Source organism: Bradyrhizobium sp. S3.2.6 (assembly GCF_040546885.1).
GTDB classification, from domain to species: Bacteria; Pseudomonadota; Alphaproteobacteria; order Rhizobiales; family Xanthobacteraceae; genus Bradyrhizobium; species Bradyrhizobium cytisi.
This window is the reverse complement of the sequence record NZ_JBEPOS010000046.1, coordinates 1-15,015: the sequence shown is the minus strand read 5'-3', so window position 1 is coordinate 15,015 and position 15,015 is coordinate 1. Positions and strand designations below refer to the sequence as shown.

The 15,015-nt window shown below is 62.9% G+C and carries 13 protein-coding genes and 2 pseudogenes; 8 read left to right on the top strand and 7 right to left on the bottom strand.

The window, feature by feature from the left end:
- The 5 genes and pseudogenes from ABID58_RS36780 to ABID58_RS36760 all read right to left on the bottom strand — a co-directional run.
- Nucleotides 1-743: pseudogene (locus ABID58_RS36780) on the bottom strand (ArdC family protein); the annotation flags it as partial.
- 502 nt (nucleotides 744-1,245) lie between these two features.
- Nucleotides 1,246-2,145, bottom strand: coding sequence for a HesA/MoeB/ThiF family protein (locus ABID58_RS36775; protein WP_354037723.1), 900 nt, complete (start codon nucleotides 2,143-2,145; stop codon nucleotides 1,246-1,248).
- Complete coding sequence (locus tag ABID58_RS36770) at nucleotides 2,132-2,620, bottom strand: hypothetical protein (RefSeq protein ID WP_354037722.1); 489 nt, start codon at nucleotides 2,618-2,620, stop codon at nucleotides 2,132-2,134. The genes ABID58_RS36775 and ABID58_RS36770 overlap by 14 nt, the downstream gene beginning before the upstream one ends.
- A 26-nt stretch (nucleotides 2,621-2,646) precedes the next feature.
- Entirely contained in the window at nucleotides 2,647-2,976 is a 330-nt protein-coding gene (locus ABID58_RS36765) for a hypothetical protein (protein ID WP_354037721.1), read from the bottom strand.
- A complete protein-coding gene (locus ABID58_RS36760; RefSeq protein ID WP_354037720.1) occupies nucleotides 2,973-3,677 on the bottom strand; it encodes a multiubiquitin domain-containing protein in 705 nt (234 codons plus the stop codon). The genes ABID58_RS36765 and ABID58_RS36760 overlap by 4 nt, the downstream gene beginning before the upstream one ends.
- A 65-nt stretch (nucleotides 3,678-3,742) precedes the next feature.
- On the opposite strand from ABID58_RS36760, the gene ABID58_RS36755 reads away from it, so the two are divergent.
- From ABID58_RS36755 to ABID58_RS36730, 6 genes are all read left to right on the top strand, one after another.
- Nucleotides 3,743-4,222 carry an antitoxin Xre/MbcA/ParS toxin-binding domain-containing protein gene (locus ABID58_RS36755; RefSeq protein WP_354037719.1) on the top strand — a complete coding sequence of 160 codons (480 nt, stop codon included), beginning with the start codon at nucleotides 3,743-3,745 and terminating at the stop codon, nucleotides 4,220-4,222.
- Nucleotides 4,223-4,228: 6 nt separating this feature from the next.
- Complete coding sequence (locus ABID58_RS36750) at nucleotides 4,229-4,942, top strand: RES family NAD+ phosphorylase (RefSeq protein ID WP_354037718.1); 714 nt, start codon at nucleotides 4,229-4,231, stop codon at nucleotides 4,940-4,942.
- A gap of 11 nt (nucleotides 4,943-4,953) precedes the next feature.
- Nucleotides 4,954-5,454 (top strand): DUF2937 family protein, encoded by a 501-nt coding sequence (locus ABID58_RS36745; protein ID WP_354037717.1) that lies wholly within the window; start codon nucleotides 4,954-4,956, stop codon nucleotides 5,452-5,454.
- Between the two features lie 24 nt (nucleotides 5,455-5,478).
- Nucleotides 5,479-6,369, top strand: coding sequence for a hypothetical protein (locus tag ABID58_RS36740; protein ID WP_354037716.1), 891 nt, complete (start codon nucleotides 5,479-5,481; stop codon nucleotides 6,367-6,369).
- Nucleotides 6,370-6,479: 110 nt separating this feature from the next.
- Entirely contained in the window at nucleotides 6,480-9,143 is a 2,664-nt protein-coding gene (locus tag ABID58_RS36735) for a PD-(D/E)XK nuclease family protein (protein ID WP_354037715.1), read from the top strand.
- Nucleotides 9,140-12,439 (top strand): UvrD-helicase domain-containing protein, encoded by a 3,300-nt coding sequence (locus ABID58_RS36730; RefSeq protein ID WP_354037714.1) that lies wholly within the window; start codon nucleotides 9,140-9,142, stop codon nucleotides 12,437-12,439. Before ABID58_RS36735 ends, ABID58_RS36730 begins: the two co-directional genes overlap by 4 nt.
- A 28-nt stretch (nucleotides 12,440-12,467) precedes the next feature.
- On the opposite strand, the gene ABID58_RS36725 is transcribed toward ABID58_RS36730, so the two are convergent.
- Nucleotides 12,468-12,944, bottom strand: coding sequence for an NUDIX hydrolase (locus ABID58_RS36725; protein WP_354037713.1), 477 nt, complete (start codon nucleotides 12,942-12,944; stop codon nucleotides 12,468-12,470).
- Between the two features lie 8 nt (nucleotides 12,945-12,952).
- Nucleotides 12,953-13,874 (bottom strand): annotated as a pseudogene (ku, locus tag ABID58_RS36720) (non-homologous end joining protein Ku).
- A gap of 145 nt (nucleotides 13,875-14,019) precedes the next feature.
- Here ku and ABID58_RS36715 point away from each other — a divergent pair.
- Together ABID58_RS36715 and ABID58_RS36710 are read left to right on the top strand one after the other, a co-directional pair.
- On the top strand, nucleotides 14,020-14,415 hold the full coding sequence (locus ABID58_RS36715) for a hypothetical protein (RefSeq protein WP_354037712.1): 396 nt from the start codon (nucleotides 14,020-14,022) through the stop codon (nucleotides 14,413-14,415).
- Nucleotides 14,416-14,461: 46 nt separating this feature from the next.
- Nucleotides 14,462-14,911, top strand: a complete 450-nt coding sequence (locus ABID58_RS36710; protein WP_354037711.1) for a hypothetical protein — start codon at nucleotides 14,462-14,464, stop codon at nucleotides 14,909-14,911.
- Nucleotides 14,912-15,015 lie beyond the last annotated feature (104 nt).

The following is a 15,015-nucleotide window of genomic DNA, read 5'->3' as shown; positions in this document are numbered from 1 at the left end:
CTCTGATTATGCCGAACAGCCGCATGGCCAACACCGGGATATCCAGCCTCCAACAGAGGCCATGCGGCATAATCTGGATCGCGGCATTATGACCGAGTTCATGCAACGCGGTGCGGTGCCAGTTGATGGGTTCGAAATAGGCATGCGGCGGTGGGACCTGAACATAGTCTTCGGCTGTTGCATAGAATGCGCGATCTCCACCGATCCGAAAGGCAATCCCGCTAGCCTTGATCAGGGCGTCGACCGTGGGCTCAATGAGGCCAGCCGGCGGTGGCGGCGCCGCGGTGGCAATGCCGTCGGATAGTTCCTCGCACTGATCAGTGTTGAAAACGGTAAATCGTTTGAGGAATGGAATCGCCTGCGCATCTTCGCCGGTCTTGGCGGCGCGCCGCTTTTCGTCATTCGGCACGAAACGATCCGCGTAGACAACAGTGGTGCCGCGCTCTCCCTTGCGAACGTGGCCGCCAAGCGAGAGCGCCTGGCGAAAAGTGAGCCAACTTTGCCCGGTGAATCCGCGTTCGATCACGGCTCCCCAGAGGATGAGGGTGTTAACGCCACTGTATTGCCGGTTGGTCGACGCATTTTTCGGCATGGCCAGCGGCGCTTTCGCCGCGGCCGTACCCCAGGGCTGAACCCAGGGGGACGCGTCCGGCCTCAAGCTCGGCGATGATCTTGTCGGTGATTTCGGTATAGAGGTTCGCGCGGTCCTGGCCGGCGCGCGCGCAAGCAGTAGGGTTTGACATCGCGGGTCTCCGCGACGGGCACCGCGAGCCTGTCTCGCAGCTTGTAACCCGTCACGGAAAAGCCCAGCCTGCACTCTTACTCTCAGCCTCTTCGCAATATGCCAGGCCACAGGCCTGATCAGGCGTGCGCCAGGGGCGCATCGCCTTCGAGATATGGCACCCGGAGAGCGTGAGCATAGCGACCCGAAGGGGCACGCGGGTCCGAGTGCAGCGACGAGACCGGTTAAGAGGGCACCCGGGAACGGGGCAGTGATAGCGATCGCCGCAGGCGAGCCCCTTTCCCGAGTGCCCCCGGCGAGGAGCACCGAAGCTCCTGCGCGAGGGATCGAAGCCGCAAGGCCGAGACGCTCCGCGGCTCGGTTCACGAGAGCCCGGTGCGGCTCTGGTCGCACGCGCCGACGCAGTGAAAGACCTGAGCGAACGTGATGCAGGCCATCCCGCGAGAACCGCCTGGCATTTTTCATAGGTCTCAGAATTGGAGGAAACCTTATCCTCTGCTGACCTAAACTAGCATATTGTTTTTCATGGCCCGAAAGTACAGCCGGATGCGCTCCACCAACGAAACGCGCGGCTGACCTGCACTATTTTCCCCTGCCATGTATTTGCGGATATCGAAGGTCATGTCGCCGACCGCAGCATTCGGGTAATGCGTGCAGGAAGCCGACCAGCGCCGAAATCGTTCGGCCTCCACCACCAAGCCCGAATTGCCATCATATGAGAGGTAGGCTCCCGGCCTGGTACGTCGGCTCCACGGCGTGATCAACTGCACGACCAAACCGACCGCGAGCGAGGCGAGCACGCCGTTCGACCACACCACTTGTGGACGCCCGCCGGCGGCGCCGTACCTGCGGGACTCTTCCACAAGCGCCGCGTCGGTAACGACGCCCGTGCAGCGCAGGCACGGGCTGCCGGGCTCGGACAGCACCACCTGGCCTGCAACCAGGTGACCATGCCCGCCGAGCTTGTGCACGTCCATACCCTGATCGATGTACGGGATCAGGAAACGCCGGCAGAAGGCGTCGAGTTCGTCCTTGCTGCGCACGTTGTCGAGACCGCCCACGATGACCTCGCAGCGCTTCAGCGCGTCGCCCGCGAGCTGCCATTGCTTGCGATAGATCTCGACGCGCGCCTTCGGATTGATCGCGAGGATCATCCTTTTCATGATCGCGACCTTCGCGGTCCGCTTGAGCACGTACCACCAGGTGCCGCCGATCAGCCTATTGAGATTGGTCAGCGAGATCAGGTCGGCGTCGATCAGCACGAAATTGCCGATGCCGACATGCGCGAGCTGCTGGGCGACGTGCGAATTGCCACCTCCGAGGCCCACCAGGCCGACGGTCGCGTCCGCCAACCGCTGTTCGCTCTTGGCGCCCAGAAAGCTCTGTCGGTCAAGCCAGCTCATATGTCGTACCCCATTGTTCGACGATCGGCTGATCGACTCGGATGAAGCGGTCGATCGATACGGAAGGTTTGCCGGGTTCGAGCCAGAGCAGGCCCGTCGCGCCATTGTCGCTCAGCACCAGGAGACCGTGCGGCATCTTCGGGCAGGACTGGAAGAAGCCCGGAACGAATTCGTTGCCGCTCTTCAGGTCGACGCCGCTGAACCCGGGAAGGCCGCGCCCGCCGTGGGTATGGACGTGCAGCAGCGTCGACGCGGGTCGGTAGGCCGATTGCGCGGCCTTGCGCATTGCGTTGGATCCGATCCGCGCACCGACGCCCGGGGCGACTTCGTAATCCTCGTCGGCGACCGGCATGTATCCGCGAACCAGCAGCATCAACCCGCCCGGCGCGGCGGCGGCGCCTGCCGTCAGGAAGCCGACGCGCTCGTGCGCGAAAAAATGGGGGCGCGCGAGATCGCGCCGGACGCGGTCCAGCATCGGACCCGTAATCTTCAGTGCTACCTTCATTTGAGTTGCCCCAGGTGAATGGCGAGGATCTCGGCCCAGCGCAGTGATGCCGGCACGTAGTTGTAAGACATCGTGTGCCAAGCCCTGCCCATGATCTGATGGACGGTCCAATTCTGACCGCGGTTCGGAAAGGACTGCGACAGGAAGAGGCGGGTGGTGTAGCTGCCATGGCTACGCGGGCAGAGCAGGCCGTCGACCGTCGCCGTGCCTCCGTTGTGCTGTACTTTCATCGCCGGCAGATAGACGAGGGGTTGACCTCCCTCGTCCCAGAGTTCGGCGCCGCGGTTGATCCGCCGCAGCGCCGCGAGTTGAAGCTCGGTGGTCACGACGACTGTCCCACCGGCGGATGGGACGCGAATTCCATTCCGTCCTTGACCTTGAGGCGTTCGCCCGGCGCCATCTCGCGGAAGACGCCATCGATGCCGATGATGTCCAGCTTGTAGCCGGCGGGCACGCCGAACACCGCCATCAACTCCTCGGTGGTGTAGATGCGGCGCTCGAGTTCGAACTCGACATCGCCGCCATAGATCACCGTCACGGTCTTCTTGCGGTGCCGGAGCTTGAAGCGTTCGACCCCGCCCCCGCCGATGTCGACTTCGTCGTCGTCCTCGAAGACCTGATCGACGCCCGGACGTTCCAGCGACAGCGCCTGATCGTCGCCGGCGCCGGCGAGGAACTTGATCTGCGAAGCAATCAGCTTGTCGTGGGGCCATTCCATCGCCAAGCCCTCGACGAAGAACCGGTGAGTGTCGCCGCCCTTGATCACGAAGAAGCGGTTGACCTTGGTCTTGTCGAGATCGGAGGTCTCGGTGGGGCGCAGCGATTCCAGCTCGCCCGTCCCGAGATGCCGCAGCACGACGTAATCCTCGAGCGGGTGCCGGCCGGCGGCCATGCAGACCTGGGCGCCGGTGACCTTGGCGTCATCGAGCGCGACGGCGGCAAAGTCGAAGTTGGCGTCGCCGATCTGGGCTTCGAACGAGCGGGCTTCCGCCTGCTCGCCATGGGAACTCGTCAGCACCGTATCCATGAGTCTCTCCATTTCCGGGCACACGGACGGGTGCCCAGGTCTTGACGAAATCCCGGAAGGGACGGATGATCACGAATCAGTCCGTTATGGGACTGTATCTAATAGGACTGATTTTGCAAATCAAGTCCGAATTGACACTATGCCATGGAGGGCGAATGCACCCGGGAAACCACACGGAGACCAGCGAACGACCCCGTGGGGGTCAGCCAACCTCTCTCGACTTCTTCTTCAAACTTGCGGAAATCTGGGATTTGAGCACCGAACAGCAGATTAAGTTGCTGGGATCTCCGGCACGCTCGACCTTTTTCCGCTGGCGCAAGGACGGTGGCGATGTGTCCGCTGACACGCTCGAGCGGATCTCACACCTCGGATCGATTTATAAGGCCCTCAGCATCCTGCTCGACTCCTCGGAGGCCGTCGTGAGCTGGATCCGACGGCCAAACCGGTACTTGGAGGGGGCCACGGCCCTCGATGTGATGCTGAGCGGCAATCTGAGCGACATCATCAGGGTACGACAGTACGTCGATGCCCAGCGCGGAGGGTAACCACCAGTGTATCCGCAGATTTCGATCGACGGACAGTACCGCCGATTGTTTCCGTCAAAATATCCGACGATCGACATCTACGAGCAGTTCGGATCTCGCGAGATGCAAGCGCTCGCCGCCGATCTCGAAACAATTACCAATCCGCGCCTTGCCGCGAAATCCCGCTTCACCGGCGGCGATGTATCGGCGGACGCCAATTCGCCGAAGCTACAGAACTGGAACCACGCTCCGTTCGCCTATCCGATGCCTGAAGGCTCCTACTGCCTTCCTCCGCCCTACTCTGTCTTGGAGCTGGCGGCGGACGAGCGCGGTGCCCTCGCGCGGGCAATTCTGCGCCGAGAGGAATTTCTCTCGCGCACGGACGAGCCCGCATGTGGCGTCGACATGCGGATGATCACGAACAAGGTCGTCGGGAACTTCGTCGATCTTCGCGGACTACCGCCCGACACCACGCAAGGCGCACGACGATTGCTTGGGCAACGCATGTACGAGGAAGACGTGCAAGGCGTGATCTTCAAGATGGCCGAGTTGCCGGGCCACGAGTTTCTTAGTGTGTTCAATAGTGACGTCCTGATCGAGCGCGGCATTCAGGGCGCCCACTATCGTTTTCGCTGGGATGGAAGGAGGATCACTCGGGTGTTCGATTTCGGGGCCAACAAAGACATCGATCGCAACGACATCATTGCGGATTCGCTGGCGGCATTGGGCGCGGCTGGATAAGGAGCGCCAAGATGCGCACGTGGCTGCTTGTTGCAATCTCACTGATCGCCGCTGCCTTATTCGGTCAGGCGCCGGAGTTCGCACAGCAGTATGCCCAGCGCCTCGGCGGAGCCATCGACGAACTCGATCGCATCGTAAGTCACTTCGACGAGGACTCTCGACGTTCGGGGTACGATCGCCCCGGCGCGCTGGCGCTGATGGGCCGAAATCAAGAACAGCTTATCCGCGACCAGGCGACCAGAATGTCGGAGACGATCGATCGCCTGGCCAAGCTGCGAGCGCAGCAATCCGCGATGAGCAAGCCAGGCTCGTTCACCCGCGTCGCCGCGTTTGCGAACGGCTACGACCAGGACATTGCGAGCCGCACCTGGAGGGACTTTCAATTCGCCTTGCCTATCTCGGTCGATTCGGTGCTGTTCATGAGCGCCGGCTTCATCGCCTCGCTTCTCATCCTTTGGTTGGTAGCAGTCGGACTTGGGCGCCTGGCGAGACGCGAAGCGTCGGCGCAATAGAACGAGATCGAGGCGGACGGCGCAATGGACAACGCAAAGAAGCGGCCCAAAGGGCCTGACATCGGGCTCCATCAGGCAAGGCGTCTATGCCAGCTCGATGATGCCGAAAGATTGGCGTTCATCGCCGAAGGCCTGCCGGTCATCCTGCGGAGTGCGCAGGGCTTCTGGGTCGCCGCGGAAAAACTTCAGGCGCACAGTCGGGAAGCAAAAGTCTTGGAGAATTATGCGGACGAAGAGGCCGCCAAGATCCTGATCCTGATCGACGCGGTGCGTTGCCCACCAAAACTCATTGCGTCCCGTCTGAATAAGATCGTCGGTTGGTTCTACAATCATCTTGCGCGGTTGATCTATGCCGAAGCAGTTTTGTGGAAACCGACGCATCTCGCCGAGCTTCGCGAGTACGTGGATCGGCAACGACACGGTCACTATCTCGAAGGGCACGCCGGCGAATACATCGCGCCCAATTGGGCCATATATCAGCGCGAGAGCCTGCTCTATGCCGACGTCGAGGCCTATCAGGACGGCACACTGGAATGGAGCGCGCCACGCGATCCACCTTACGGTTACTTCGGATCGTTCCGGCCGCGCGCACTCCTTGTCGCCGAGGCCATGGAGCAGGTCGGCATGTTCGCGACCGCCGGATTGAAGGCGGTGTCGGCTATCTGGGGCAGCCTGGAGTACAGGGAGAAGGAAGATCATCACGACGGCAAAAAGCTGACGGAGCAATTGCTGACGCGGTTGCACGCCGAGGGCCTAATTCTGGATACAGCCAACGCCGAACATGCCGGGACACTGTACAATGAGTGGCAGATCCCGATGTACAATCTCGAGTTCTCTCTCATCTCCGTATCGCTCGAGGAACTTGAGGCGGAGCAGGAGCGGGAGTTCTGGTCCATGGTTGGCGATCCACGATAGGCGGCACCGTTAGCACACCGCGACCGGCTGACCTGACAAACCATTCAGTCGCCATTCCTAATCGACCAAGACCGCGGACACTTGCATCGCGTGAAAAAGGACACGGGCAGTTGAACGACGATCGTCTACCCACGCTCCGGACCGCAGTGATCGAAGGGCGCCTGGCGTTCCAGATGCGCCGCTTCGCGGCGGCGCAGGCCAACGACTGCGGTCTCCAGATCCTGAACTTGCCACAGGTCGCCGCAAGGCTCGCCGGTGGTTTCGCGATTCCGGCTTCTGCCGATGATTTGGAGCCCGCGATTCAGGAGGCGCTCGACGAAGGCGGCTTCGACGAGCTCGAGCGCGTGCGACATCTGCCGGGCATGACGCGGGCGGTGTTCCGGACCCTGAAGAAGATCTGGTCGGCGGACTTTGATCTCTCGGCGCCGGGCCGTCACAGTCACCGTCGGATCGGGGACATGTCTCGGATAGAGGCCAGACTGAAATCGCGCTTGCCTCCGGCAGCGATGACGCCACGGGAATTGCGCGACGCCGCGCTAAAGCGCGTTCGGCATGCGCCTCGGATCATCGGTGAGGTGCGCATCGACGGATTGTCCTTTATCGCGCCGGTCTGGCGACCGCTGATCGAGGCGCTTCGCCAGGTCGTCCCAGTCGAGTGGATCGCGCCTGCCGAAACCGACGGCGGCTGGTTCGGTGGCACGATCGTGCGGCTGGATCCGGCGTCCACCAACCAGCCCACCGTCGTTTCGTGCGCCGACGTCCGCCACGAGGTGGTCGAGAGCTTGAGATGGGCGCGGCAACTCATCGCTTCGGGCATGGCGAAACCCAACGAAATCGCGATCGCCTCGGCTAACACGACGGCGTGGGACGATCACTTTCTCGCATGCTCCGAAGGCACCGGCTTCCGCCTTCACTTTTCCCATGGAGTTTCCGCACTCGCCTCGCGCGACGGGCAACGCTGCGCGGCCTTGGCCGACGTCCTGATGCACGGCTTGAGTCAGCAGCGCGCTCGCCGGTTGTTCGCCGTGACCCGGGGACAAGGCCTACCGCCGGACGAACTCCCGGACCGTTGGCTGGACGCCATACCGCGCGGCGCGGCGCTATCGAGCGTGACGGATTGGAGGCGCGCGCTCGATACGGCACACCGCCAAGCGCCTGGACGGGTTTCCGCCGACGCCACCGTGCGCCTCCTGGAGTTGCTCGCGAAAGGACCGGACGCGGCGGACGAGGCGGCGGCAATGTTTCTCCATGGACGCTCGCTCCGGATTTGGCAGGCCGCAATCCGTTCCGCACCGACTGATGCCATCGAGTTGTCGTTGCGGGGCATACGTCTCGCGTCGGATACGGATGCGGCCGATGCCGTCGTGTGGTGCCCAGCCGGCGACCTCGCCGCTGCACCCCGACCCCACGTGCGGCTGCTCGGACTCACGAACCGAGGTTGGCCGCGGGGAAGCGGAGAAGATCCGATTTTGCCCGACCATGTCCTTCCGGCCAACGCCTTCGACGTCGATCCGGTATCGCGTGCGGACCGAAGGCATTTCGCTGTCATCCTCGCTGCCGCGTCCGGAAGCGCCGTCCTTTCGCGCGGCCGGCGAGGCCCGCAAGGCGGTCGTGTCGGTCGCAGCCCGCTGCTGCAGAACCGCAAAGAGACCGTCCTTCCACGCGAGCGGATTCCCGAGCATGCCTTCAACCATTCCGACCGGCTTCTGGCCCGCCCCGAAGAGGCAGCCGGCATCGATCAGGTCGGTTCGGCTGGCCGGTGCTGGCATGACTGGCACGTCGAGCGCCTCACGGACCACGACGGATGCTTCCAGCCGGGTCATCCCGCCGTCAAGCGTTCGGTCGGGAGGATCCAGTCGGCGACATCGTTGCAACGGCTCCTGCGAGACCCGCTGGGATTCGTCTGGAAGTACGCTCTCGGTTTCGACGTCCCCCAGGAGCGGGAGCAGCCGCTGACGATCGCGCCCGACGAATTCGGCAAGCTGGTGCACGAGCTGCTTCGACGCGCCGTCGATGCCCTCGAACCGGAACCTGGATACGCGAAGGCGTCCGACATCCAGATCGAAAACGCGCTCGACGAGGCGAGCAAGGTCGTTCACGCCGCGTGGCCCCTCGAACGTCCAGTCCCGCCGAGGCTGCTATGGACCAATACCGTCGACTACGCAAAAGCGATGGCGCTGGCGGGCCTGCTTCGAAAGGACATCAACGAAGACGGCACGCGCAGTTGGACCGAGGTGGCCTTCGGTCAATCCGCCGGCTTCGAAGCCGGTCGCGAGCTGCCGTGGGATCCGACGATACCGGTCAAAATACCGGGCACGCCCGTTAGTTTGCGCGGCACGATCGACCGCCTCGACATGCGAAACAATCCATTTGCGGTCAGGATAACCGACTACAAAACGGGAGCACCGCCCAAGAACGCAGCCCGCATCGTGATCGGCGGCGGCGCCGAATTGCAACGCGCCTTGTACGCGCTTGCGTGCCGGCAACTGCTCGAAGAAGAGCCGCGGGTCTTGGCGAGGTTGCTGTATCTGGCTGGTGAGCCGTTCGAGGTCCGATTGCAGGATGTCGATGCGGCAATCGTCCGGATCGGCGACTTCGTGAGCGAGGTGGTAGCAATACTGGATCGAGGAAACGCGGTACCCGGAAGGCTCGCCTACGACAGGTCGAACGACCTTCGATTGGCCTTTCCAGCCTCGCCCGGTTACGAACGTCGCAAACGCATAGCATTCGACCGTGCTGCGGGAGGAATCTCCAAATTCTGGAGCATGGCATGACGCAGCGCAACGACGACGGCGACCGCCGCCGCGCACTGACCGAGCTCGATTCGACGCTCCTGGTCGAAGCCGCCGCAGGCACTGGAAAGACGTCGCTGCTGGCAGGGCGGGTGGTTATGCTGCTCGCCGGCGGCGCGGCTCCGAGGTCTATCGCGGCGATCACTTTCACCGAGCTCGCCGCCGGCGAGCTCCGCCAACGGATCGCTCACTACCTCGACTCCCTGCTCTCCGGAACCGTTCCGGACGAAATGCGGTTGTGCATTCCGTCGAAACTGAAGGCGGCGCAGCGGAGATCGCTGGAGAAGGCGAGCGAGCTACTGGACGAGTTGACATGCTCGACCATACACGGATTCTGCCACGACCTGCTGCGGACCTATTCCGTCGAGGCAGCGATCGATCCCGGGGCAGAGATTCTCGATCGCGATCAGGCCGATTTCATATTCGACGCGATCTTCGATCATTGGTGGCGCGATCGGCTCGACGAGCCCCGTCCGGCCGATGATGCGATCACGGTGGTGGCGCGAAAGGATCCGACCGGAGCCGAGAAGCTCCTGCGCGACTTCGCCAAATCGAGGCGACGCCACCGGAATGCGCGCCCCCTGTCGCCCGACCTGGATGCCGACGCTCACCTCGGCTTCGGGGAGAACGTTCGCGAATTCCGTCGCTGGGACGACCGTGTCGGGGGACCGCGCGACGCCGAAAGCGATATCGCCGATCTCGAAGCGCTGGCTGCGCACTTCGAGCGCAGCTTTGCGGCGGGCCTCGACTTCGCGCGGTTGTGGGACGCGGCGCATCCCGCGACGCTGTCCTTGATGCGATCCAAATCGTTCGATCTCCGCGAATACAGGCGACGTTCGATTTGGAAACGCGCCAAGGGTGACGTAGAGGGCGGACCTCTCGCCGACCAGGCCGAAGAGCATTATGCGCGATGCCGCGAAGCCTACGGCACGCTGATGGGCCGGATCGCAACTGCGATCATCAGCGTGTTTTCGTCCGAGCTCGACGGGCTTCTTGCGGAATACGACGCGTTCAAGCGGCGAGCGGCGGTGATGGATTTCGACGACCTGCTGTTTACTTGCCGCGAGGTCCTTCGCCGATATCCCGAGGTACGGGCCGCCGCGGGCGAGCACTTCTCGCGCATACTGGTGGACGAGTTTCAGGACACGGACCCGGTGCAGGCGGAGATCCAATTTCTTTTGGCTGGATCGGACGGATCCGCCGGTGCTGCTTGGCAACACCGGCGCCTGAGACCTGGGCAACTCTTCCTGGTCGGCGATCCCAAGCAAGCCATCTACCGTTTCCGGGGAGCCGATCTCGCCACCTACCTCATGGTACGGAACGCGATCGAGGCCCAGTTTCCCGACAACGTTCTTCGGGTCACAGCGAATTTTCGCTCGAGACCGCGCATCCTTGAACACATCAACGGCTGCTTCGCGGGACCGCTCGCCGCGCAACAGGCTGGGTACGTTGCACTGCAGGGCACGAGAGACGACGCAGATCACGGCTTTCCGAGCGTCGCCAAAGTATCCGTCGATCTGCTGCCGAATACTCGAATCGACACCAGCCGGGACGAAGAGGCGCGCGTTGTTGCCGAGATCTGCAGCCGCTTGATCGGCAACGTCGAACTCAAGTTGAACAACGGCGGCAGTAGGCGCCTGACGCCAGGGGACATCGCCCTGTTGGCGCCCGTCTCAACCGAGCTGTGGCGCTACGAGCGAGCACTCGAGGAGGCCGGGCTACCCTTCGCGTCGCAAGCCGGCAAAAACCTTTTCAAGCGACAGGAGGCCCAGGATCTCGTCGCGCTCGTGCGAAGTATCGTCGACCCGCGCGACACGCTGGCCTTGGGCGCCCTTCTGCGAGGGCCCTTGGTGGGTCTCTCCGAGCAGGATTTGCTCACGATCACTGCAAGCCTGCCCGTTCCGCCGGGCAGCGTGTCGGCCCGCCTCTCGCTAAACACCGACCCGGCGATCGTGCAAAACGATCTCGCGCGAGAGGTACTCGGCATATTGCGCGACCTTCGACTCCGGCTGCGCGTCACCTCGCCTGCGCTGCTGCTCGCCGAAGCGATCGAGCGACTTCGAGTGCGGGCCGTCGTCGCCGGGCGCAGTGCGGATCAAGCCGCCCGCTCGCTCGCCAACGTCGACGGTCTGCTCGAGCGCGCCCGGAACTATGGAGTGCGGGGGTTCGTGCAGTTCGCGCGGGACCTGGACGAAGATTGGTCGGCCGGCACCGGCTTCGCCGAGGGCATCGTCGAAGCGGATGGCCGATCCATCGAGATCGTGACGGTCCACAGCTCGAAAGGCCTTGAGTGGCCGGTCGTCATTCCCATCAACCGAGCCTCGATGCCGCGTCCGCCCGAACCCTTTGTATACCGCCGGATCGACGAGAGCCTGCACTGGGCACTCGGTCAGGTGACGCCGCCCACGCTGGAGAGCGCGCTGCAAGGAGAGAACCAGGAAAAGCGCGACGAGAACCTTCGGCTGCTCTACGTGGCTTGCACGCGCGCCATGGAATTGCTCGTCATTCCCGACTTCACCTGGTGCGACGAGAAGTCCTGGGCGAAACAGCTCGACTTCGGCCTCGGCGACATCCCCGAACTGGATGTCTCGAAGCTTCCGCGCGCGGTCGTCACTGCACCTAAATCGGGCGAGAATCGACAGTCGGCGGAGGTCTTCGCCGAAGAACAGTCGCGGATCGAGCGAGGCTTTCCGGCGATCGGATGGATCAAGCCCAGCGAGAGCGATCCGGATGTCCTGTCGACGCAGCTCCCGGATTCCGCCGAAAATGCAGCGCTCGACGCCCCGGTGCTGATCCAGGGAAGTCGCCTGCGCGGCATCATCCTGCACAAGCTTATGGAGGAGCTGGCGACCGGAGAGCTCGCCGCGAAAGCAGGCGAGATGAGAGAAAGGGCTCACCTCCTTTGCCAGCAACTCGCGACGGACGTGGCGGAAAACGGCAAGCCCGATGCCGACGAGATGGCGGACACCGCCCTTCGCACCTTCACCCTGCCCGAATTGCAGCCGTTCATTCATCGGTTCGTTCCGGAAGTGCCGTTGTACGGCGCAACGACCGCAGGCGCCGGCGAACTGATTTCTGGCCGCGCCGATGCAGTCGCTCTGTCCGACGACGGTGATCTGGTCGTGTTCGATTGGAAAAGCGATGTTGCGCCTAGCGGACAAAACCGCCTGGCCTATCGAGAGCAACTCGGTCAGTATCTTCATGTCTTGGGCGCACAGCGCGGCGCGATAGTGTACATGACATCTGGCCGCATCGACTGGATCACCGCGAAAGGTTGAGCGGGCAGGCCGGCACACATCGCGTAGTTCATCGTCCTTCTGCCAGCGCCTCGAGCAATCGATCGACGAAAATCGCCTGTCCCTTGAGAATTTTCCGTCTCGCGTCGGCAACGGCGAACCAAGCCGCACGGTCGATTTCCGGAAAGGCCCGACGGCGTCCGGAACGTGGCGGCCACTCCATCTCGAAGGTGTTGCTGCGGATGAGCGCGGCATCCCAATCGCCTTCGACGGCCCACGCCTGGACGACCTTGCCGCCCGGTTGCCGTGCCTCTCCGAGTGGCAAGAAAGGTCCCTCGGGGTCGTGTCCAGTTTCTTCGGCGAATTCGCGCCGGGCGGCGGACAGCGGCGCTTCATCGGCGCCGATCAGACCTTTCGGGATGCTCCAGGCTCCGTCATCCTTGTTCTGCCAAAATGGTCCGCCTGGATGACCGAGCAAGACTTCGAGATCGGTGGCGTGTCCTCGAAACAGGAGTAGCCCCGCGCTTTGCGGCTTACGCGAAGCCATCGCGCACGCTAGGCCGACTTCCGCTGCGGCTTGGACACCGACTTCTTAGCGGCGGCTTCCTTCGGCTTCTTGCCGGCGATCGGCATCAGCATTTCCTTCTGGCCGGCTACCGCCTTGCGCGGCTTCTTGGCTGACTTCTTCGGCGCCTCTTTCGCGGTCGCCGCTCCTCCAATGCTTTTGCGCAGCGCGTCCATCAGGTCCACGACGTTCTCGCCCCGAGGGCGTTCTTTCGCGGTGACGGTCTTGCCGGCTCGCTTCTGGTTGATCAGATCGATGAGGGCGGTTTCGTACTGGTCTTCGAACTTGTCCGGCTCGAAGTGACCCGCCTTCTGATTGACGATGTGTTTGGCGAGATCGAGCATGTCTTTCGTGACCTTCACGTCCTGAATGTCGTCGAAATACTCCTTCTCGGAACGGACTTCGTAGGGATAGCGCAGCAACGTTCCCATCAAGCCCTTGTCCAACGGATCGAGTGCAATGATGTGCTCCCGATTGGTCAGCACCACGCGACCGATCGCAACCCTGTTCATCTCCCGGATCGTTTCGCGGATGACCGCGAATGCGTCGTGACCGACTTTCCCATCCGGCACCAGGTAGTAGGGACGGATCAGATATCTCGGGTCGATCTCGCTGCGGTCGACGAACTCGTCGATCTCGATGGTTCGCGTCGATTCCAGCGCGACATTCTCGAGCTCCTCCTTCGTCACCTCGATGAAGGTGTCGGTGTCGACCTTGTAGCCCTTGACGATGTCCTCGTTGGCGACCTCTTCACCGGTGTCGGCATCAACCTTTGCGTACTTGATCCGGTGGCCGGTCTTCCGGTTGAGCTGATTGAAGGAGACCTTTTCGGATTCCGACGTGGCCGGATAGAGCGCTACCGGACAGGTGACAAGGGAAAGGGAAGCCTTTCCAGTTAGCGCGGGGGGCCATGACGGGGAACTCCAAAACTGACGCTGGATTCAAGACGAATGACCCTGCTTGGTTCCGACATCGCAGCCTTCCCAACAGGACGATTTTTTCTCGGATGCCTGCCCAAGCGGACTCGACTTTTGTTCACTTTATGTTCTAATTCGGAATGACCGACCGACCCGCGAGCTGGCGCATGCCGACCCCGAAGCAGATGGAAAAACTGGCCGCTGAAGCCGCCCGCAGACCAGCTCTCCCCGCTGCGGCTCCAGATGCGCCGCTCCCAGCCGAATACTGGGAATCGGTCCTCAAAGACCCGCGCGCCGAGGCGACCGGGGCCCAGATGCGGCAGCGGCGTCTTTCGGACATTCAGCGCCACGTCCTGCGCATCTCCTGCCGCCGCTGCGAGCGAACCGTGGAAATCCAGACCGCCGATGCAGTCCGATTGTATGGCGGCAACGCGGTCTGGAAGGACGTCGCGCAGCGGCTGCTCAACAACACCTGCCAGCAGCGCACCGGCAGGCATGAAGAAGACGGGTGCTGGCCGGCTTTCGAGACGCCGTAGCCCGCTCTGGATTGCCGATCCGATCTGTTTGCGCCTGGATGTCCGGATGGCCCCGAAGTATCACCCTACGCCCCTGTCGGGCGGCGACCGAAAGGCTCTGGCGAAAGAACTCGGCAAGGCGCGGGCAATGGCCAACATCCTGGCCAGCCGATCGGCGGAGATGCGGGCAAAGGGAGAAGCCCTCATCCAGCAGGCGGACAAGCTGCTATGCGAGAGTTGGAACGAACGCATGTGGTCCGACGGAGAGCCGATTGATCCGTCCCCGACAATCGACCAAGCCGTGAATGGAGGCTTCCCCTGGCTGGAGATTCAGTGCGCGCGCTGCAAGACGCCGAGCGACGTTGACCTCGCTGCGATGAAGCATCCGCCGACCACCTACGTGCACGATCTCGCCAGTCGGCTGCGCTGCCGCAAATGCGCCAAGGCGGGCCGGCGTCCTTCCGCTACTCTGCTACAATTGGCGTTGCAGCCGCGCCACCCTCGGACCGAAGCCTGACCGATGTGCAATCTCTACTATGCCGACCTCGGGATTATGCCGACCATTGCCTCTGAACGGGCTCTGGCGGCGGCGATCGCTGCGTTGGGGTCGGCATAATCACA

Bases quoted from the DNA above. Each gene is read 5' to 3' on its own strand.
- ABID58_RS36740 (WP_354037716.1), top strand. From the start codon at position 5,479: ATGGACAACGCAAAGAAGCGGCCCAAAGGGCCTGACATCGGGCTCCAT.
- ABID58_RS36730 (WP_354037714.1), top strand. From the start codon at position 9,140: ATGACGCAGCGCAACGACGACGGCGACCGCCGCCGCGCACTGACCGAG.
- ABID58_RS36725 (WP_354037713.1), bottom strand. From the start codon at position 12,944: ATGGCTTCGCGTAAGCCGCAAAGCGCGGGGCTACTCCTGTTTCGAGGA.
- ABID58_RS36710 (WP_354037711.1), top strand. From the start codon at position 14,462: ATGGCCCCGAAGTATCACCCTACGCCCCTGTCGGGCGGCGACCGAAAG.
- ABID58_RS36770 (WP_354037722.1), bottom strand. From the start codon at position 2,620: ATGCTGGACCGCGTCCGGCGCGATCTCGCGCGCCCCCATTTTTTCGCG.
- ABID58_RS36745 (WP_354037717.1), top strand. From the start codon at position 4,954: ATGCGCACGTGGCTGCTTGTTGCAATCTCACTGATCGCCGCTGCCTTA.
- ABID58_RS36760 (WP_354037720.1), bottom strand. From the start codon at position 3,677: ATGGATACGGTGCTGACGAGTTCCCATGGCGAGCAGGCGGAAGCCCGC.
- ABID58_RS36715 (WP_354037712.1), top strand. From the start codon at position 14,020: ATGACCGACCGACCCGCGAGCTGGCGCATGCCGACCCCGAAGCAGATG.
- ABID58_RS36775 (WP_354037723.1), bottom strand. From the start codon at position 2,145: ATGAGCTGGCTTGACCGACAGAGCTTTCTGGGCGCCAAGAGCGAACAG.
- ABID58_RS36755 (WP_354037719.1), top strand. From the start codon at position 3,743: ATGATCACGAATCAGTCCGTTATGGGACTGTATCTAATAGGACTGATT.